The 19,786-nt window shown below is 43.8% G+C and carries 18 protein-coding genes; all 18 read right to left on the reverse strand.

The window, feature by feature from the left end:
• Positions 1–14 precede the first annotated feature (14 nt).
• A complete protein-coding gene (locus tag BLT94_RS16485; protein ID WP_014959514.1) occupies positions 15–662 on the reverse strand; it encodes a 4Fe-4S dicluster domain-containing protein in 648 nt (215 codons plus the stop codon).
• An 84-nt stretch (positions 663–746) separates the two neighbouring features.
• Complete coding sequence (mobB, locus tag BLT94_RS16490) at positions 747–1,262, reverse strand: molybdopterin-guanine dinucleotide biosynthesis protein B (RefSeq protein ID WP_092236528.1); 516 nt, start codon at positions 1,260–1,262, stop codon at positions 747–749.
• Positions 1,263–1,333: 71 nt separating this feature from the next.
• On the reverse strand, positions 1,334–2,125 hold the full coding sequence (fdhD, locus tag BLT94_RS16495; RefSeq protein WP_092236531.1) for a formate dehydrogenase accessory sulfurtransferase FdhD: 792 nt from the start codon (positions 2,123–2,125) through the stop codon (positions 1,334–1,336).
• Between the two features lie 97 nt (positions 2,126–2,222).
• The gene (locus BLT94_RS16500; RefSeq protein ID WP_092236534.1) at positions 2,223–3,254 is read right to left on the reverse strand and encodes a molybdopterin-binding protein; all 1,032 of its coding nucleotides are present in this window, start codon (positions 3,252–3,254) and stop codon (positions 2,223–2,225) included.
• A 41-nt stretch (positions 3,255–3,295) separates the two neighbouring features.
• Positions 3,296–3,685 (reverse strand): hypothetical protein, encoded by a 390-nt coding sequence (locus BLT94_RS16505; protein ID WP_092236538.1) that lies wholly within the window; start codon positions 3,683–3,685, stop codon positions 3,296–3,298.
• Between the two features lie 201 nt (positions 3,686–3,886).
• A complete protein-coding gene (locus BLT94_RS22060; RefSeq protein WP_175530385.1) occupies positions 3,887–4,087 on the reverse strand; it encodes a hypothetical protein in 201 nt (66 codons plus the stop codon).
• 54 nt (positions 4,088–4,141) lie between these two features.
• Complete coding sequence (locus BLT94_RS16510; RefSeq protein WP_092236541.1) at positions 4,142–6,040, reverse strand: methyl-accepting chemotaxis protein; 1,899 nt, start codon at positions 6,038–6,040, stop codon at positions 4,142–4,144.
• A 10-nt stretch (positions 6,041–6,050) separates the two neighbouring features.
• Positions 6,051–7,067: a molybdopterin-binding protein gene (locus BLT94_RS16515; RefSeq protein ID WP_092236544.1), complete on the reverse strand. Its 1,017-nt coding sequence runs from the start codon at positions 7,065–7,067 to the stop codon at positions 6,051–6,053.
• A gap of 178 nt (positions 7,068–7,245) precedes the next feature.
• Positions 7,246–8,058 carry a selenium-dependent molybdenum cofactor biosynthesis protein YqeB gene (yqeB, locus tag BLT94_RS16520; protein ID WP_092236547.1) on the reverse strand — a complete coding sequence of 271 codons (813 nt, stop codon included), beginning with the start codon at positions 8,056–8,058 and terminating at the stop codon, positions 7,246–7,248.
• 100 nt (positions 8,059–8,158) lie between these two features.
• On the reverse strand, positions 8,159–10,567 hold the full coding sequence (locus BLT94_RS16525; RefSeq protein ID WP_092236549.1) for a xanthine dehydrogenase family protein molybdopterin-binding subunit: 2,409 nt from the start codon (positions 10,565–10,567) through the stop codon (positions 8,159–8,161).
• Between the two features lie 14 nt (positions 10,568–10,581).
• Positions 10,582–11,055 carry a (2Fe-2S)-binding protein gene (locus BLT94_RS16530; RefSeq protein WP_014959504.1) on the reverse strand — a complete coding sequence of 158 codons (474 nt, stop codon included), beginning with the start codon at positions 11,053–11,055 and terminating at the stop codon, positions 10,582–10,584.
• A 24-nt stretch (positions 11,056–11,079) separates the two neighbouring features.
• Positions 11,080–11,940, reverse strand: coding sequence for an FAD binding domain-containing protein (locus BLT94_RS16535; protein WP_092236551.1), 861 nt, complete (start codon positions 11,938–11,940; stop codon positions 11,080–11,082).
• A gap of 264 nt (positions 11,941–12,204) precedes the next feature.
• Positions 12,205–12,882: an FmdE family protein gene (locus BLT94_RS16540; RefSeq protein WP_014959501.1), complete on the reverse strand. Its 678-nt coding sequence runs from the start codon at positions 12,880–12,882 to the stop codon at positions 12,205–12,207.
• Positions 12,883–13,039: 157 nt separating this feature from the next.
• Positions 13,040–13,921, reverse strand: coding sequence for a DmsC/YnfH family molybdoenzyme membrane anchor subunit (locus BLT94_RS16545; protein ID WP_014959500.1), 882 nt, complete (start codon positions 13,919–13,921; stop codon positions 13,040–13,042).
• 25 nt (positions 13,922–13,946) lie between these two features.
• On the reverse strand, positions 13,947–14,564 hold the full coding sequence (locus BLT94_RS16550) for a 4Fe-4S dicluster domain-containing protein (protein WP_014959499.1): 618 nt from the start codon (positions 14,562–14,564) through the stop codon (positions 13,947–13,949).
• Positions 14,565–14,576: 12 nt separating this feature from the next.
• Positions 14,577–17,165 carry a molybdopterin-dependent oxidoreductase gene (locus BLT94_RS16555; protein ID WP_092236554.1) on the reverse strand — a complete coding sequence of 863 codons (2,589 nt, stop codon included), beginning with the start codon at positions 17,163–17,165 and terminating at the stop codon, positions 14,577–14,579.
• A 17-nt stretch (positions 17,166–17,182) separates the two neighbouring features.
• Entirely contained in the window at positions 17,183–18,502 is a 1,320-nt protein-coding gene (locus tag BLT94_RS16560) for a thiamine pyrophosphate-dependent enzyme (protein ID WP_014959497.1), read from the reverse strand.
• Positions 18,503–18,529: 27 nt separating this feature from the next.
• The gene (gene padH / locus BLT94_RS16565; protein WP_092236556.1) at positions 18,530–19,786 is read right to left on the reverse strand and encodes an NADH-dependent phenylglyoxylate dehydrogenase subunit epsilon; all 1,257 of its coding nucleotides are present in this window, start codon (positions 19,784–19,786) and stop codon (positions 18,530–18,532) included.

Below are 19,786 nucleotides of genomic sequence, written 5' to 3' on the forward strand. Positions count from 1 at the left end.
CATTATCCTTCTAACTATAATTTATGGAATGTTATGGCTTTTGTGGGGCACCAGGTTACACACTGGGGATCTCCATCACACAGGTCGCATTTATAGGCTTTTTCAGTTTCAGGATTAAGATGCATCATTTCAAACTGACAAGCTTCAATACAGTCTCCGCAACCAACACATTTTTCTTCATCCACCACCCGTGCCCCTGTTTTGGAATCAACATATATGGCATTTTCAGGGCAGGCATCCAGGCATTCTGGAGAATCGCACTGACGGCAAAATTCATTGGTGCTGAAATCGGCAAATGTTGCCATGGCAATGGGCTGTGTCCAACCAGGGGCATTGGCTGAAATGGGAGAAATGCCCATGCTTTTGATTAACGGTTTTGCAGTGAAACGGTTTCTATGCGTTGCACCGGCGTCACCTTCATGAAACTGGGCACAGGCCACTTCACAATATCCACATCCTGCACATTTTTTTGGGTCAAATTGTAATTCATACTTGACCTTTGGAAGTTCACAGCCTTGGCCGTCAGATCGATAGGCATACGCACTGCCTGTAATTCCCTGAAACAGAGCCATTCCAGCTAATACGCCGCCGGTTTTTTTTCCGGCCCTCCTGAAAAATTCTCTTCGTGAAAATTGTTTGGTCGAAATTTTTTTTGGTTTCATAATTCCTCCTTGGCAAGAGTCATATTATGACAATTAATAAAATAATATGGGGTAGGGTTTTTTGAAAACCCCCGGCTTCAATCGTTATCCACTTGTAAGACCCATAACAAAATCGGCAACTCCTTCAACATCAGAGCGTTTCAGACAGTCAATTTCATTTGATCCGGCATCCTGTACAACCCTGGATGGAAGTGCATCATCGGTCACCAATGCTTTCACTCTTTTCAGGTCGGGGAAAAGCGGCATGCGCTTAACAACTTCCCTCCAGAGTTCAATCTTGTCATACGGACCGCTGATCCAACCTTCAATCAAGATAATATCAGTCTGCTTAAAATATGTTTTGATCAATTGATCAGGCGTATTGGTATGATTTCTAGGCAGGTAAACGGCAGCCATCTCTTCTGTCATCATTGCGGCAGGACAGGCACCGGCCTTTCTGTGACGATAGGAATCCTTCCCGGGTTTGTCCAGCTCGTGCGCATGGGCACTGTGTTTCAGGGTACCGACCGAAATCTGCCTTTTGGTCAGCTCTTTAACCAGATCAACGATCAAGGTGGTCTTTCCGCAACCTGCATGGCCAATGATGTGGATGGGTGTCATTTTCTGACTCCTGTTTCGATATCGTATTAAAAATCACCTTTGGTGACAAAAAAATATTGTGGTTGTTTGTATTACACCATGGCAAGACGATGCTCTCCGCAAAAAACAAACAAATCCTTATTTCTGGTCTGGCAGACAAGCGCCATGCCGAGACTTTCAGCCAGTTCCACCGCAAGCGCAGTCGGTCCTGAAACTGCAAATATAACAGGGATTTTTGCCCGTGCCGCTTTTTGAACAAGCTCATAACTGATTCTTGAAGTAAGAACCAGCACAGACCCCATATCAAGTTTCCCATCCTGAACAAGCTTTCCTATTGATTTATCCAGGGCATTGTGACGTCCGACATCCTCTCCTACAGATAAAAGCTTTCCGTCTCCTGTAAAAATCGCGGCAGCATGGCAACTTTGGCGATGAGTCTGGTGATCTGAAAGCGTATTAAGGCAATGGGTTGCCATTTTTGCATCAACTTTCGGACCTTCCAATATCGGTGTTATATTTTGTTTAAGATCATCAACAAGTTCTTTGCCACAAATTCCGCAGCTGGTCTGACTGATAAAACCCCTGCGTTTCAAAATATCCGGTATGCGGTTAATCCTCTCAGGTTTTAACGTAACCGTAACAACATTCACATCTTCACCGCAATATCCGAGATTTTCAAAATCATCAGAAGAATCAATGATCCCCTCTCCTAAACAAAATCCGGCAACATGAGCGATTTCATCACCAGGTGTCCGCAGAACAACCGTATAGGGTTTTCCCTGTATTCTTATTGAAAGCGGATCTTCCTTAATCAGATCAAGACAAATTTCATCTTTTTCCGGACCGGAAAATTTACTCATTATGCAATTTTTATAGCCTGTCATCTGCTCACCTTTTTTAAAGTTATGATGAATCCTTTTTGAGTTCAGATCCTAAGCCCAAACCGACCCGGATGATTTCATTATTCACCTTATTTAGAAATCAAACACCTTTTCCAAAGGGACAATGGGGAAACGTGCATTTCTTACAATTCATGCAAAGCCCGCCATGACCCAGAAATGCCAATTCTTTTTTATCGATATGCTCCCCTGCCATGACTCTCGGGAGTATCAGATCCAATACTGTAATTCGATGGAACAGTCCGCATGCAGGCACACCCAAAAGCGGTATATCATTGATATATGCCACAAGAAACATGGCACCCGGCAGCACCGCACTCCCGTAATACATCTCGGTTGCCCCGGCCTGCTGAATACCCGTCCGGGTCACGTCATCGGGATCAACACTCATCCCGCCGCTCAAAATAATGAGATCACACCCTGAATCCAGGCAGTTTAAAATAGCCTGCTGAATATGATTTGAATCATCAGGCGCATATTTTACGCTCAGTATCCGGGAACCAAGATCATTGATTTTCTTTGACAACACTGGAGCAAACCCGTCTTCAATCAATCCGTTATAAACTTCACTCCCTGTTATAACCAAGCCTGTTTTCAGGTTTTTCAACGGTTTTACGCTGACTATTCCTTTGTCATGGGCCCCGATCAACGCGGCTCGTTCAATAGGCGCCTGTTTCATGACCAGAGGAATTGCACGGGTGGCAGCAACCAGATCGCCTTTTTTAACAAGTGTGTTATTATGCTGGGTAGCACACATGACCTCATCTATCAGATTGAATGCAGCCAATGATGCGATATTAATGGAAAGAATGCCGTCATATGCGGCATGCAAGGTGATTTTCCCTTCTTTTGGATCGTCATTCCATTCTATCCCTTGACCGGCCAGACCTTTTGCCAGAATTTTTGCAGCCTGGTTTTCATGGATTTCACCTTCTTCCATATTAAGCAGATAGAGATGGTTCTTGCCAAGTTTTTGAAGATGGCAGATATCTCCATCACAGACTGTATGCCCTTTTCTGAATGCAGGGCCCTTAAATTCACCCGGTCTGATTTCAGTAATATCATGGGCAAGGCGAGTACCAACCGCGTTTTGTACAGACACTTTTTCTAACATGCAATTTCTCCTTTATGATCATTTTTAATTTTGGTTTTCCATTAAATTTCTCTGGTCTTTGAACGCTGAATTAAATTATGTAAAATATGATTCAAGTACCCATAATTACGCCCAATCTCGGTAATATATCGCGGATAAAGTTCTCTTCCATAAATGAGGGCTTTTTTATCATTTTTAGGTACAATAAGAATAATATCCATGTGAATTAAGCAGTCTTTCCAAGCATGAAGACAATTAAGCTCCTCCATATTGCAGGCCGTGAGAATTGCGATATTATATTGATTGTTAACGTCTTTAAGTTTCTTTGATAATGTATGAAACTTTTTGATGATATCGATATGATCCGAAGAAATTTCTTTCTCTATTATTTTTCTTAATTCCGTAAAGGAACCATTTAATTCCTGAGAACAATAAAAAAGTATTTTAAACATTCTACTTCTCCAAAAAAACAAGGCGTTTGCTGCTAATCCATACTATTGCAAAAGTCTTGCCAATAGATTAGCATATGATTATTATATATAAATTCAACAGGTTAAAAAATATCATGATCTTTAGGACACAAAACTCCTGAAAAACAGGAGCTTTGTGTCCATGGGTATTAAATTTTTTATTCCTGAAAAACAGGAGTAATTTTAGAAAGAAACTAAAAACTTAAGATCAATAAATAAAAAATATGGAAGAAAGTTTAAACCAGGAGTTGCACCGGCACGATTGATCCGACTGGAATTTTTATCGTTCTCTCGGGCAGGATAAAAATTCCTTCTTCTTTTACTATGGTTTGAAGCTGGCTTTTTATTAAGAAGACCAAAACCAAATGCTTTTCCCGGATCCATTCTGACCCGTTGAAAAATCTATAAAAGGGATTACCTGGTCCGGTCTTACCTCTCTTAACTTGTGTGCAAGTTTTTTATTTTTCCTTGCCGGACTTGGATGGGAGGTGGAATGAGGCATTTTTCTTTTGGAAATGCTGTGTGTTTTCTGTTTTTTTCGCCGTTTGTCATCATAACAAGGTCGCTGACATATTCCTTGAGCTGCTCTGCCTGGGCACTCATCTCTTCGGATGCAGAGGCGGATTCTTCGGCATTGGCTGCATTCTGCTGGACAATTTTGTCCATTTCCGCAATGGCGGTATTCACCTGTTCAATACCATTGGCCTGCTCATCAGATGCCCCTGAAATTTCATCAACAAGTTTTCCGATTTTCATGGAAATGTCTACATTTGCCTTAAACGCTTCCTGGGTTCTCTTTGTGAGTTCATTGCCTTTTTTAACTGCTGTAACCGTCCCGTCAATTAACTCAGATGTGTTTTTTGCAGCTTCTGCAGCCCTCATGGCAAGATTTCTCACTTCATCTGCAACAACGGCAAAGCCTGCACCGGCTTCTCCTGCACGGGCAGCCTCAACTGCAGCGTTTAAAGCAAGTAAATTGGTTTGAAAAGCGATTTCATCAATGGTCTTAATTATATTGCTGGTTTCCTCACTAGACTTTGTGATCTTATTTATAGCGCCAATCATTTCTTCCAGATTTTTATTGGCATTAACCACAATCTGGCCGGCTTCAACCATTTTATTCTGGGCTTCTTTGATGTTTTCAACGTTTTTCTTGGTCATTGAAGACATTTCTTCCATTGATGAAGATGTCTCTTCAATGGAGGCTGCCTGTTGCGAAGCGCCTTCTGCAAGGGACTGGCTTGAAGATGAAACCTGGGTCGAAGCGGAAGAAACCTGGTCCGCCCCTTTCTGCAAACCGTTAATAAGCATATTCAATGGTTTGGTGATGCCCCTGGTGATAAAAAAGGCCAAACCCAAACCGATGATAACGGAGCAGGCTATTATGATGGAAAGAAGCATCCTTAAATTGAATACAAGCCCTGCGGTGGAAATTCCCATGTCATAGGCAGCCTTATCCGCTTCCAATGCTGTTTTAGTGGTAAGGTTGACAATTGCCCTGACATTTTTATCCAGCCAGGATAGAAGCTCTGCCTGCCTTTTCTTGTTTAGTACCCAGACTTCAAACAGTTTCTCCGCTTTTTCCGTATCAGAAAGTATTGCTTCACCCGTTTCAACATTTGCCGAATCTATAGACATGTTGATCACACTATTAGCAATACCAATCAGTTTGCTGATGTTGGAGTTTATCGCCAGGGCCTGTTCATCCTCCTGGTAAATAGTATAAAGGTATTGGTTTTTTATGATCTCATTAAAAAAATTCATACCATCGTTGGCTATTTTGATCATGTCTACCCTTATAATAATATCATCAAGCTCCTGATTTTCAATTGATCTTTCTATTTTCATATTCTGATCCAGAATATAATCAAGCCAATGTTTGGCAACAATGGAAGCGCCGGTTTTCAGGTTTTTTTCGATTTCTTTATTTTTCAGGGCCAGGGATGTGTATTCTTCACTGATCTTTGAATACTCCCCCAGCATCTTTTTAATATCATTAACTGACTTTAATATGTCCTTATGATTTAAAGCCGTGGCAATGGGCTCAAGTTTATCAAGGCCTTTTTTTATTTCTTCGCGCTGCCTGACCCATTCTTTTTTACTTTGTTTGTCTTGTTTTAGATCAAATTCATAGGACAGAATATGGGTATGCCAAGTGGCCCGCTCAGTCTCAATCACAGCAGATGTTTCAGGAATTCCCTGTGTTGCCAGACGGTTAACAATATCGCCGATTTTACTGATATTGTACACACCTGTAACACCAATTATAACTGACAAAAGAATGCCGATAAAAAAACCGCTTACAATTTTTGTTCCGATCTTCATATTTTTAAACATTTTTACCCTCTTATTTGCCGAATCCGCATAACGGATATCGGCAATGCTCGCAACTGGAGCAGAATCCGCCATGTCCCATGGCTGTGATGTCGGATCTTTCTACTGTTTCACCGGCAAGAAGCCGGGGCACGATCAGATCAAATATGCTGGCCTTGTGATACATGACACATCCGGGCAGGCCCACCACGGGCACATCTCCGATATAGGCCAGAAGGAACATGGCTCCGGGCAGGACAGGCGCACCATAGCTTATGATCCGTCCGCCGGCGGCTTTTATGGATGCCGGGGTCAGATCGTCCGGATCCACGGACATCCCGCCGGTCACCGCTATCATCTCTGCACCTTCGTCCAGAAGTTCATGAACGGCCGCAACAGTCATTTCAATATCATCGGGAACAAATATCTGCCGGGATACGACGCTTCCCAGCGCATCAAATTTTTTCCGGACCACGGGACCGAAACCATCTTTGATCAGGCCTTTGTACACCTCGTTTCCCGTGGTGACCATGCCGACTCTCAACCGGGCAAAAGGCTTGATTTCAATTACTGGAAATGCGGCCCTGCAGATCTGTTCCACAGCCTCAACCTTCGCCTCCTCAGTGGAAAGGGGGATGATCCTTGTCCCTGCAAGGGAAGTTCCCGCAGACACCTGGTGATTTGATTGAAGGGTCGCGAACATAATATCCTGGATATCGTTCATCCTGTTTACCGCATCAATATTGACTTTCAACAGGCCGTCTGTCTTTGCGGTAAACGATACTTTTCCCTCGTAGGGTTCTGAAAGTGTCAGCCCGTTCCCCGCAGCAGCCCGCGCAATACGCTGTGCCGCATCATTTTCATGAACACTGCCGTCAAAGCTTTGGACATAGATATGTTCCTTTCCCAACTCCAGGAGCCTGGGAATATCCTCCTCCCTGATGACATGTCCTTTTTTAAACGCTCTGCCTTTAAACAGGTCCGGAACAATTCTCGTGATGTCGTGGCATAGCACCATTCCTATGGATTCTTCTACGGTGACGCTTTGCATAACCTGATTCCTTCTTTTTCCTCAGGTCGTACCCCCGTCGGGTTACGGCTTGAGCATTAACATTAATGACCTCTCTTTAAAAAATTACCAAAACGATCAATCAGCAAGGCAGATTACCGTCATTCCAAGGAATACAGCAATCGCCCCTGCAAGGCTTTATCCTTGAGTTAATTGTATTTTATTGATTGGGTATTGTTGCATGATGTAAATGATGCAGAACCGCCTCAAGCACGCCCCCGGCAACAGCCCGGGCCTTATCCGAGAAGCTGTAACAATACTCCTTTTTGCATCTTGGATCAACATCCCCTATTTTCAACCCTTTTTTAACGCTTGCGCCTTGCATGATCAATCCTCTCAGCATTCCATCAAAAGGAGCTTTAACCGGCTCGTTGTTAACAGAACAGATGACGCAACCTTTATTTATAAAATCTCCTATTTCCCGTTTATGCATTACAGTTCCCTGGCAAGGAGCCCTTAAAACCCTCTCTTTGCCATAGCCGTTGACATTCTCGGGAATACCTGTATTGGCGATGGCCTGGCCATTGTAGATTATCCTGCCCAGGAAATGGCCTCGTTTGGTTTCTATAACGGCATCGACATCCTCTTTTGCTTTAAATCCTGGACCAAGGGCCAGGGTAAGGGGCGCCATTTGAATGTTCATGCCCCTGTTTTTTTTTGACATGGTTGAATCAATAACGGCATAGGGTTTCAAGCGCTCAATGATACCTAATTGAGGATCAATAAAAACAGGAATATCGCCATGGGATATGGCTGGAATAATATCATCCTGGGTTTTAACAAGAACAGCCTTTACGCCTTCAACTATGGATTCACCTTCTATCACCGCCTGGGCATAAGAAACGGTTCTTCTGACCACCAGAGGATTTTCAACCTCTGAAATAACAACTCTGAAGCCGCACCTGTAAAGTTTGTTTGCAACTGCAGAACCCAAGTCTCCACCACCACGCATGAGTATAAGTTTACGGTCCATTGGTTCTCCATTAAAATAATCTTGGTGAGCCTGTTCATCCCATCCAAATCCTGTTGACAGAATGAACAGGGACTAATCCTTTTTTTTAAGCCACCTTTCTTTATTTTAAATTCGGGATATCATTGTCCTCGCAACCATATCCGAATGGAAGGATGGTATCGGAATCAATGCCGAATTCCTTAATAGCTTTCAGTATTTTTTCCGCCGTAATGGGTGCGCCGGTGAACTGGATGCCGATGGCATTATAAACTGCGTTTGCAGTCGCACCTGTAGGAGCTACAAGTCCGGATTCGCCGCAACTTTTTGCGCCGTATGGCCCTATCGGATCAGGTTCTTCAACCAGTATGGATTTGCAGACAGGCATATCTGAAGGTCCGAACATTTTATAATCAGTGAAATTATTATTCACGCAAAGCCCTTTTTCATTATAATAGGTCTCTTCAGTAAGAACCATTCCAAGGCCCTGGTGTACACCGCCTTCCAGTTGGCCTTCAACCGATGGCGGATGGATGGCCTTTCCTATATCATGAGAACTTACAACTTCAATCACTGCCGCTTCGCCTGTTTGCGTGTCCACTTCAACTTCAACAAAACACGCTGCAAACGGGGGAGAATTATGTTCGGCATAATGGCTTGAATATCCCTGGATTTGTCCCGGGGTACCTATTCTTTGACCTGTAGCACCGTCAAGAAAAGCGTTAACACCTTCATAGCATATTTGCTCCACTGAGATGAAGGTATTCGGATCTTTCTTAACACAGACCTTTTGATCAATTATTTCAAGAGCCTCCTTATCAGTTTCAAGGCTGATGGCTGCCTTTTCAAGGATTTGATCTTTTGCATCATTACACGCCTTTAGTACGGCAAGGCCTGCCACATAAATAGTACGGCTGGCATGGGCGCCGATATCATAGCCTGCAGCATCCGAGTCTCCAACCTTCATATGTACCTTCTCTAAGTCAAACCCCAGTGTTTCTGCTGCGATTTGCTGTAAGGCTGTGTGGGCACCTGTGCCCAGGTCAGATGCCGATGTTATGATTTCTGCGGAAGCATCTTCATTAAGCTTAACAGTACATGTGGTGTGTTCATGGAGAAACGGAAAGGCACCGCTTGTATGGTTCATGACTGCAACCCCGATCCCTCTTCTTTTTGTCCCGGTCTGTGTCTTGTATTTATTGCGTTTTTCGAACCAGCCAAACGATTCAGCACCCTGGTCGAGACAGGCATCAAGGGCACAAGAAGAATAGGGAACCCCAAGCATCCATCCGTCATCACCGGTGGTTTTATGCCATTCTCGCCTCCATTCCACAGGATCAATATCCAGTTTTTTCAAGGCCCGGTCAATGATCTGTTCCAAAACAAAATTAGTCTGGGGATTTCCATACCCCCTGAATGCACCGCAGTTCATCTGGTTGGTATAGTATCGCTGGCATTTGAAATTACAGGCCGCAAATTTGTACATTCCGATCATCCAGGTTCCGGCCACGGCAGGCGCGCCGGAAGAATGGCTGTAATACCCGCCCCCATTGGTTAAAAAATTTGCCGTGCAGGCAATTGGCGTGCCATCATTTTTCAGTCCGATCTTAATTGAATATTCTCCCGGATGGCGGCTTTCGGACATGAGCCAGTCTTCTTCCCTTAAGGCAGAGACCTTCACATACTTTCCGGGCACACTCATTGCCATGGCACAGGCCTCAGGTTCCATGATCATCCCCAGCTTCACCCCAAAGGCACCGCCAATAATGGTCTGATTAACCTTAACCTTATTCATTGGAAGTTCAAACAGGTCTGAAATCTTTTTTTGGACCGGCTTGGGCATCTGGGTGGAGGACCAGCAGTTCATTCTGCCTTCATCGTCATAAAGTGAAATATAGGTGTGGTTTTCCATCTGGCATTGCTTTACCTTTGGTACATAAAAAGTATCTTCAACCACCAGATCGGCCTCTTTCATCAATTCTTCCGCATCGCCCCAGCCATAAGTATTGCCGGGAAAAACCTGTTCAGGCAGCTCAAATGCCAGGTTGCCCGGTTTTTGGGAATCAATCTGAAAAGCTTCCTCATTTTTTGCCTGTGTTGCCGTGTGATAAACAGGAAGTTCTTCATATTCAACCTTGATCAGTTTTGCCGCAGCTTCCGCAAGCTCTTCGGTTCTTGCGATGATTCCGCAAATGGCATCCCCCTGGTGTCTCACATGGTTTGTAAATATGTTTTGATCGTCAAGATCACCTACAAGCTCGGCAAAGTTTTTCGGGTAAAAGAGATCAATCACCCAGTTTGAATATTTCTTTTGCGTCACATCATCCGGACCGAGAATCTTCACAACCCCGGGAACTTTTTGCGCTTCAGATACATCAAGATTTAACACCCTGGCATGGGCATACTTCATACACCGAACAACTTTTCCATACAGCATTCCCGGGAATTTAAGATCACCCGCATAAGCCGCCCGGCCCGTCACTTTTGCTTTTGCATCAATTTTTGGAATTCGTTTGCCTATAATAGAAGCCATGGGAAATCCTCCTTTTACTTGTCCATTTGTTTGCTGGCATATTGAACAGCATCAATGATTTTCACATAGCCTGTGCAGCGACAAATATTTCCTTCCAGATGACTTCTGATTTCAGCCTCTGTGGGGTTTGAGTTTTTTGCCAGCAAAGCCGTGGATTTCATAATCATGCCTGGTGTGCAGAATCCGCATTGAACCGCATTTTTTTCAACAAAAGCCTCTTGGACAGGATGCAAAACACCATCCTCCTCAAGGCCTTCGATGGTGGTTATATTTTTTTTGTGCATAACCGCAGCCAGTGTCAGGCAGGATAGAATAGGTTTATCGTCCATAAGGACTGTACAGGAACCGCACTCTCCTGTTCCGCAACCATATTTTGTTCCCATAAGCTCCAAATCATCCCTGAGTACCTGGAGAAGAGTTCTGTTCACAGGAATGGTCATGCTGTATTGTTCTTTATTGACAAAAAGCGTAATATCACATGTTTTCATTTCATACATCCCTTTCTCTTGAGTTTAACTCAAAATTTCTTTAATGACTTTTTTCATTAAAACACCTGAAACGCTGCGCCTGTATTCTGCAGAGGAACGAACATCATCAATGGGATTTATCTCTGTTGGGGCAAGTTCAACAATCCTTTCAAGGATGTCGTCATTAATTTCATGCCCTTCCAACAAGGCTTCACATTTTTTGAGGCGGATATGGGTCGGGCCAACGGCCCCCATTGCCAGGCGGGCCTTGGAGCAGATGTTTTTTTCCATTGTAATGGCAGCTGCCGCATTTATTTTTGCCAGATCTTTTTTAGTTCTGGTTAAAGCAGAGAAAGAAGATTTACTGTTTTTCGAGGGATGGATAACAACTTCTACTGCAAATTCATCAGTTTTCTTTTCCGTTTCACGATAATTAATCCAGAAATCGTCAATATTAACCTGACGACTGCCATCAGGACCATGCAGGACAACATATCCTCCTAATGCAAGGATCGCACATGCACAATCCCCTGCCGGAGAGGCATTTAAAATATTTCCAACAACAGTGGCAACATTACGTGTCTGCTCCGTTCCATTTTCATAGGCTGATTTATGGAGAGCCGGATAGTTGTCTTTAACATCCCGGGATTCAAGCACCTGATTTAAGGTTGCCATCGCTCCGATGGTCAATCCCTTATCTTCATCATATATAACATGGTCAAGCCCCGGCACATTGGAAAGGCTGACAACATACTCCGGGGAAAACCCGGATTTCATACGAACCATCAAGTCGGTTCCGCCTGCCATAACGGCAGCTTTATTGCCATGCTTGCCAAGACAATCAACAACCTGCTCGATACTTTCCGGCATGAACAATTCAAATTTTGGTAAAATTCTGCTACTCACTGTTTTTGCCTCCTGTTAAATTAAGTTATTTAAAAATGGCTTATGGAACAATATCTTTCAAGCATAACTAATCCAATGCAGTCATCTGTTGGTTAGTCCTTCATGTTTACCAGTATTTTCCTGGTATTCTTCCGTAGAAGGCAGATCTTCATTCTCAGTTAATAGCCCCCGCTTTTCAAAATCATTGCTCACATAATCCAAACCCAGTTCATGTAAAGATTCTTTGGTTGGAATCCTTTTGAGGTGTTTTATTTAAGCTTGTTTTTAATTTTGGTTTTCCATCATATGGGTGTCTAAAACAGTGTTCTTGTTTACCGGGGCCCAATCCATATCTCCCATTGATATTTCATGGGGATCTGAAAAATAGACCTTTTCCGTGCATGGTCGGCAGACAGGCATATTGTCAATCATTACCTCGCGATGATCCCTTACCACCTGGCCGCACCGGCTGCATATGGTTTTACTGCGGGTCGGGCCGGGCATGTCGTAATCTTTAAGAAAGGTATTTACCTCCTGAACCCTGAACAGAACATAGTCCGGCATGCGCTTGTACGCCGCAAGTTGCTGGGCTGCTTTTCCTTCAATTTCCGGCGCATAAAATTGTGCAAGATCTCTTGATTCTTCTGTGGATATGATCCGGAAGGCTTTCTGGGTTTCAAGGTTGAGAAATGTGGCTGCCATAATTCCGTAATTCATAAATTTCAAACTCCGCCTGCCCAGCTTTACGCCTGTTACATGGGCCACGGCATCCCCTGCGCACCGATCCATTTCAAGGTAGACAATGAGCTTTTTTATTTGAGTATGGGACCGGGGATCATCCAGCCCAATCAGGCGACACCCGAGTATGGCCATGCGAACGCCGATCACCTGACCTGAACATAAATGTCCATGTATTATGGCCGATTCATTTAAAAGGGTTTCAAAATTTTTTCGAAGAGACATCTACTTTCTCCTAATATTTAAACCTCAACATTTTTATCCGCTTATCAGCAAAAATTGTTTTTGTCCGGATACCTATAGAACAAACCACCTGGCGGCTCTTCGAAAAATTCTCGAAGAGCCGCCCAAGGCAGATCTCTTTCAAGTCAACTGTATCCTGTTAAACCATGGAATGAGTAAGCGGCGGAGAATATAGAGCAGATTTAAACAATACCATCTTAAGTCCAAAATCTCCGATCAACTCCATGACAGCCACAAGGAGCAGCACAAAAACCGATATGGAACCGGTTAATGCCAGAAGTCCTGCACCGATAATACCTACCAGCACAACGTACCCCAAGAACCATTTTGCATATTCTCCAAAAAGTAATTGCAGAATGGTTGCCATGCCGGTGCTGCTTTGATACGCTGCACCATGAAGCATGCTTACAATGCTTACAGCGGTAATTCCAATGAGAATCAACTCAATTGTTTTCAGCATTTGCAATGCACTGGGATCAAGGGAGTTGCCACCAAAAAGGATCGTCACGGTTACCCCGCCCATAAGTCCATACACAAGACATATCACCGGCATTAAACCGCTATTCCAAAGCGGAATGGAAGGAGAATGGGACAACACATATCCCAGATAAATCATCACGATAAAACAACCCAGCATGGCCAGAAAGAACACAAGGCCTCCTGCAAAAGAGCCGAAAACAGCCCATTTCAGATTTATCATATGAAAGAATCCAAACCCCGTGAAAAGAATCGCGCCCAGAACACCTCGGCTGATCCAAGCAGTGCGCAGATTTGTAATGGCTCGCCAGAACCTTTTCGGTTGTCCTAAATGCATGAAAAGCGCTGTTGGTTTAAAAAAAGTGGTGAGAATCCAACCAAAAATCAGACCCGGCATGTAATCATAAAATGCCGAAACAAAGAAAGTTCCTGCTCCCACATCACCAAAGAAAAATGCGAGGGCTATTTTCCAACCCCATGCGTTCTGCTTTCTATATCCTACTCTAAAATCGTCCCCCACGATATCATACGTTCTTGAACTCATAATTTTCTCCTGCTTAGTTTCCCTGTTAATCCACATAAAAAACTTTTGGTTTGGTATTCAGCTCTGACAACGCTTGATAACCCTTTCTGGCCTGAATCAGCTTGCGCGGTTTACTTTCAGGGTCATTAAGATCACCAAAAATCCGTGCCTCTGTCGGGCATGTAACAACGCAGGCCGGATCAAGCCCCTGGTTCACCCTTTCATGGCAGAAGGTGCATTTTACAGCCGTACCAACGGTAAATCGTGTATAACCCTGAACTTCAAAAGGCGTAATTTCCCCGGCGGTATAGAGTCCTTTTTCAAACGGTTCTTTAGCAAGTTTCGCTCTTTTTTTATACGGGCAAGCCGTTATACAGGCACCGCACCCTATGCATTTATTATCGTCCACCAGCACGATTCCGTCATCTGTAATATAGGTTGCCCCGGTGGGACATACCCTGGCGCAAGGGGCGTCTTCACAATGGTTGCAGGTGGTGGGAATATAGGCCCGTGTCACGTTGGGATATGTGCCTATCTCTTCACTCAGGGTTTCCGTCCAATTGATGCCGGCTGGAACACTGTTCTCCTGTTTACAGGCTACTGTACAGGCATTACATCCAATGCATCGTTTTAAATCCAATACCATTCCCCATTTTACAGTCATATGTCACCTCCTTCATTTTTCATAACGATATTTTGAAAATTCACTTTCAACGACTTGTCCATCATTGGGATTCTTCCTGAAAAACTCCACCTTTACCTTTGCGGCCGCTTCCATTTGTCCGCTGCATGCGCATGTGTTTTCAAGGTTTGCCGGAAGAAGTTTGTTAAAATGTCCGCCACCGGCTTTTACCACGGCATGGTAGCCGGTCCATCGTGTCAATGCGTTGGAAACAGCAATTGTTTCATGGTGAACCCCTTCTGTTAATCTGGCAAGCCCCATAATGGTGCCATAAGGAGAGGTGACCTTCATCAGATCCCCATTACCGATCCCCCTCTTTTCAGCGGTTTTGGTGTTGATCAAAATTCCCATGTGAACAGGATCTTTGTGTACAATATCAGCAATCCAGGGAATGCTCATAGTTTCACCGAAATTTATCTGGACATCTTTGAAACTGATGGCATACATATCAAATTCAGCTGCTTCTTTGTGAATGGGATCCAAAACATCAGTTGGAACTCCCTGGTAATCATCCCATCCCCAGATATCGTAAAAGGGAACCTTTGCTTTTTTCATTTTTTCCTGAAGCTGTTTCTTTTCTTTAAGAACATCTTCAAGATAAAAATGAATTCTCTGACCTTCCCATGGGCGGTAGAATTTATCCGGCCGTCTCTTTGTGACTGCATGACCTTTTTGTTTAAACCACTCAAGGTCTTTGTTGTCCCACAATTTGCCTTTTCTTTCAGCAATATCCTTATCCGAATATTTCACCCCGGGCTTGAGCATAAGTTCAGGTTTTTCAAAAAACATGTTTGCAAAATTTTGAACTTCATTCCATTGATCAAGGATGCCGACTCTTTCTGAAATTTCGTTGAAAATTTCCTCTTCACTCTTTCCATCATACAGCGGTTTGATAATCGGCTGTGTCAGACAAGGTCCTTCCGTAACAGTCGGTTCGATCATCGTCATGTTCCAGCGTTCAAGGTTATCAAGGGTTGGAAGAACCACATCCGCCCACACAGTACTTTCATTGAGCAGAATATCTATGGCAACTATAAACCGCATGCTTCGCATGATCGCAAAATATTTATCCTGGGGCCCGTTCATGTTCCACAATGGGTTGGAATGACAAATCAGCATGGTGTCCGGTTGAAAATCCATTCCCCATTTTTTAGGGTCAAAAAAAGTTTCAGCGATCAGATGGCCGGTATGAACTCCAACGGGGAAATAATCCATTAAATGTGCGGTATTTGGCGGATAGGCAAAGGGCACTCCAGGACCAAGCTGATGGGGAGTGGTTTTGATCTGTCCGCCTTCTCCTTCCCAGATATGTCCTCTGTCAATCATAACATCATCCAGAGTAAAACCAACATGGCCACCGGGTGCATCAATGCTTCCCACCAGAAAATTCACCAGTTTATATGCATGGTTGCTCATGGTTCCGCTTTTATGTCCCTGGGCTCCCCTATAATAATTATAACCGGCAGGTCTCAGCGGCAGTTCTTTTCCATCAATCTCTATTTTAGACCCGATAGAGGCTGCTTTGGCAAATTCCCTTGCGATGCGCTGGATATCCTTTGCCGGAATCGTGGTGATCTGAGAGACCTCGTCCGGTGTGCAGTTCTTTATATGATTCTTAAATATCTGAAAGGCAGGAGATGCTTTTACGCCCTCAACCTCGTATTCTCCTTCAAGGGCATAGTCTTTAATGGTTTTATCATCATAAGTTTTTGCTTTATTTTCAACGGAATCCCACACATAGGGTTTTTTATCTTTATTCCTTACAAAAAAGCCGTCCGGTCCCACCAGATAAACCGCATTGGTGTCTTTTTTTAAAAATTTGGCATCATAGAGGTTTTCAGAAATCATCACATAACACAGGCCCAGTGCAAAATGCCTGTCTGTTGCCGGCCTGATGGGAATCCACTCATCTGATTTTGCAGCGGATGTGGATAGTCTCGGGTCTACGGAGACCAGTTTCATGCCCCTGGCACGGGCTCTGGCCATATGGCGTGCCGCACCTGCCACATGGAGATGGGAAGAAAAACCGTCGCAACCACCGTTATTGATCCAGTAATTGCAATAATCAGAGTCATTCCCTGCGGCAAAGGTAGAGTGGATAAAACCGTTCATGGGATGATAACCGCCACCACATAAGGTTCCCACAACCGAAAAATAATTGTTATTTCCGCCAAAGGCAGCAGGCCATCCCCACAAATAAAGTTTGTGAAAATCATTAATTGCCGGCAGCAATTTTCTGGGATCATCATCAAAGGTTTTCTTCAGCTCCTTGCCGACAATATCCAAGGCTTCGTCCCATGAAATAGGTACCCATCCAGGATCATCATCCGGACCTTTTCTCGGATTGGTTCGTTTCATAGGGGTTTTAATGCGTTGAGGATCATAAAGCCTCATAAGCGCAGAATTGCCTTTTGGACAAAGTCCGCATTCATTGCTCGGGTTTGTTGGATTTCCCTCAATCTTGTTCACCACGCCGTCATCGGTGACATGAACTCTTATGCTGCATGAGTGAAGGCACATTTTACAGGTTGAATTAATCCATTTGCCGGGTTTTACAGAATTCTGTACAGCGTTTTCATACATCTCCCGTTTCCTTTTTTTTATGAGTTTGATATATTTTTAAGCATCTCGATTCTTCTGTCTCTATTCTGTTCAATAAATTCAAGCTGGGCTTCATCAAGATGCTTGTATTTACCAATCAGAAAAAGATAATCTTTTATCGAAACCGGATCATCCACAGGGTGAGTAAACTCAAGTTTTTTTGTTGCATTTGTATATTCCCATAAAGGCACAATATTGGATTCGACTGCCTTTCTTCCAACCTCAATGAGTTTTTCCGGCGGAAACCGCCAACCCGTTGGACATGGAGAAAACACATGCAGATATGCCATTCCTTTTTTTGAGGCCTCATAGGCCTTGTCCAGCTTCTCGTAATAATCATCCATAAAAGATGTCGAAGCCGTTGCAACATACTCGCAATTATGCATCATCATAATGATAGGAAGATATTTGGCATCGCGGGTTTTGCCTTTTAACGCAGATCCGACCGGCGTAGTGGTTGTCCATGCGCCATAAGGTGTTGTGCTTGATCTTTGCACACCGGTATTCATGTAGCCTTCATTATCGATACAGATATAAATCATCTGTTCACCGCGTTCCGCAGCACCGGACAGAGACTGGAAACCGACATCTGCGGTTCCGCCGTCTCCGGCAAAGGCCATCATGGTGATATCCCGTCCTATTCTGTTATAATATCTTTTTATCCCCGCAAGCATTGAGGATGTATTGGTCAGCAGAGGATGAAAGGACGGCACCTTTGTGGCCGTAACCCCATTAACACCGACAGCCCCGACTCCGGCAGTACATCCGGGAGGAATGGCAAGTATGGTGTTTGAACCGACTTTTCTTAAGGTATGCCTGAAAACAAGCTCCGTATTACACCCGAGACAAGATGAAATACCAGGGGCAACAAGATCTTCTTTATCGCCCCAGGATTTGAACATTTCATTGTTTTTAAGAAATTTCAATGCGCCTTTTTCACATGCCTTTGTGCATGCAGGATCTCCGCCACAAAGATCGCATTTCATGACCCTTTTTGTAATGGCATTGATCGTAATGCCTGCATAAGCACAGCTGAGCGTGCAGATTTTACAGCCGATACAAGAGTCATTGCAAGAAATAACACCTGTATCCGGGTCTTTGGAAAGCGCTCCCACAGGACAATTCTGAACACATTCAGGTTCGGCACACTGGCGGCACAAAGCCAGTCCAAATTTTTTATTTTCATCTTTTGCAAGCTGAATGCGTGAATTTTCAATGGACCCCTCTTCATCATAGATCAAAGCGCAGGCATTCACACAGTCATCACATCCGTCACATTTATCCGGATCAAAAGCTATGGTTGAGTAACTTTTCCCCAAAACCGTATCTCCTTTTTATTAAATTGTTTAAAACAATTCCCTCATCACTTGTCTTCCGGTTTCAAGGGGAGTTTTTATAAAGTCTTCTTTTTTTGTGGAAAGGTCTGTTTTACGCAGGATTAATTCCTTTAAAATGCCAGGATCAAGCCGCCTGTTAATGGCGGAAACCCCTGTTAAAACAGGTCCGTCAAAAACAAATTTGCAAAAACTCTTTTTTTCCGGATCAGTTTGTATTTCAAATTCTAATTTGCTGTCAGGAAATGTGTCTGCCACATTTCCTATGGAAAAAGCAAAATTCCCGAAAAATCCAAAGGTATTCATATTCAAATTTCCAGGATAATCCTTAACATAGGAATCTTGCGACATATCCATACCTGCAATCTTTCCCTGCGCTGTTGCGCAGGGAATCGTTCCGCCTATGGTTTTCATCGGAGAGAAAAAATCGGAGGCACAAGCAACATCACCTGCTGCCCACACATTGGGAACACAAGTACGCATCCTTTCATCCACAACAATCCCATGATCACAGTCAATTCCGGAATCTGCAAGAAAATCGGCATTTGGTTTAATGCCTGCTGCAATGACAAGCATGTCCCCGGAAATCTCATCTCCGTCCATAAGAGAAAGAACAGTTTGATCGCCACTTTTGTAAACCTTTGATACTTGCTTGCCTGTGAGTATGGTAATGCCTTTTTCAACAAAAGCCTTTCTGATGAGATCAGACGATTCAATATCAAAACTTGCCGGCATAATGTAATCAAAGGTTTCTACAACGGTTACGCTTAAACCCGAATTTGCAAGGTTCTCCGCAGCGTGCATGCCGATGAAACCAGCCCCTATGATGAGTGCGGACTTGGCCTGTGACATCTCTTTTTTTATTTTTTCAGCATCCGCCATTGTGCGGATACAAGAGAACTCAACATCTTCAATTCCGGCAATGTTCGGGACCAAAGCACTTGCACCCGTTGCAACAAGTAACTTTTCATAGTCAATTGTGCCCCCGTTATTCAACCTTACCTGATTGATTTGGGTGTCTATTTGAGTTGCGGAAGCACCGTTTATATAATTAACATCAAGGTCTTTGAAGTAGTTAGATGGTATGATATCCGTATTCGCCGGTTCTGTTTTACCGGAAATTACATATGGTAAAGCAGTTGGAGAATAAGGCGGTCTTTTTTCCGTTGTCACCAATGTCAGGGCAGCTTCACTGTCGCATCGTCTGATGGCATCAATGGCGGAAAGTCCTGCATGGCTTCCGCCAATAATAAGATATTTGGTATGCAT

Source organism: Desulfobacula phenolica (assembly GCF_900105645.1).
Classification (GTDB): domain Bacteria; phylum Desulfobacterota; class Desulfobacteria; order Desulfobacterales; family Desulfobacteraceae; genus Desulfobacula; species Desulfobacula toluolica.

What these genes read in the sequence shown, in the direction of transcription:
- BLT94_RS16485 (WP_014959514.1), bottom strand. Translation starts at nt 662, where the DNA reads ATGAAACCAAAAAAAATTTCGACCAAACAATTTTCACGAAGAGAATTT.
- mobB (WP_092236528.1), bottom strand. Translation starts at nt 1,262, where the DNA reads ATGACACCCATCCACATCATTGGCCATGCAGGTTGCGGAAAGACCACC.
- fdhD (WP_092236531.1), bottom strand. Translation starts at nt 2,125, where the DNA reads ATGACAGGCTATAAAAATTGCATAATGAGTAAATTTTCCGGTCCGGAA.
- BLT94_RS16500 (WP_092236534.1), bottom strand. Translation starts at nt 3,254, where the DNA reads ATGTTAGAAAAAGTGTCTGTACAAAACGCGGTTGGTACTCGCCTTGCC.
- BLT94_RS16505 (WP_092236538.1), bottom strand. Translation starts at nt 3,685, where the DNA reads ATGTTTAAAATACTTTTTTATTGTTCTCAGGAATTAAATGGTTCCTTT.
- BLT94_RS22060 (WP_175530385.1), bottom strand. Translation starts at nt 4,087, where the DNA reads ATGGATCCGGGAAAAGCATTTGGTTTTGGTCTTCTTAATAAAAAGCCA.
- BLT94_RS16510 (WP_092236541.1), bottom strand. Translation starts at nt 6,040, where the DNA reads ATGTTTAAAAATATGAAGATCGGAACAAAAATTGTAAGCGGTTTTTTT.
- BLT94_RS16515 (WP_092236544.1), bottom strand. Translation starts at nt 7,067, where the DNA reads ATGCAAAGCGTCACCGTAGAAGAATCCATAGGAATGGTGCTATGCCAC.
- yqeB (WP_092236547.1), bottom strand. Translation starts at nt 8,058, where the DNA reads ATGGACCGTAAACTTATACTCATGCGTGGTGGTGGAGACTTGGGTTCT.
- BLT94_RS16525 (WP_092236549.1), bottom strand. Translation starts at nt 10,567, where the DNA reads ATGGCTTCTATTATAGGCAAACGAATTCCAAAAATTGATGCAAAAGCA.
- BLT94_RS16530 (WP_014959504.1), bottom strand. Translation starts at nt 11,055, where the DNA reads ATGAAAACATGTGATATTACGCTTTTTGTCAATAAAGAACAATACAGC.
- BLT94_RS16540 (WP_014959501.1), bottom strand. Translation starts at nt 12,882, where the DNA reads ATGTCTCTTCGAAAAAATTTTGAAACCCTTTTAAATGAATCGGCCATA.
- BLT94_RS16545 (WP_014959500.1), bottom strand. Translation starts at nt 13,921, where the DNA reads ATGAGTTCAAGAACGTATGATATCGTGGGGGACGATTTTAGAGTAGGA.
- BLT94_RS16550 (WP_014959499.1), bottom strand. Translation starts at nt 14,564, where the DNA reads ATGACTGTAAAATGGGGAATGGTATTGGATTTAAAACGATGCATTGGA.
- BLT94_RS16555 (WP_092236554.1), bottom strand. Translation starts at nt 17,165, where the DNA reads ATGTATGAAAACGCTGTACAGAATTCTGTAAAACCCGGCAAATGGATT.
- padH (WP_092236556.1), bottom strand. Translation starts at nt 19,786, where the DNA reads ATGCATACCAAATATCTTATTATTGGCGGAAGCCATGCAGGACTTTCC.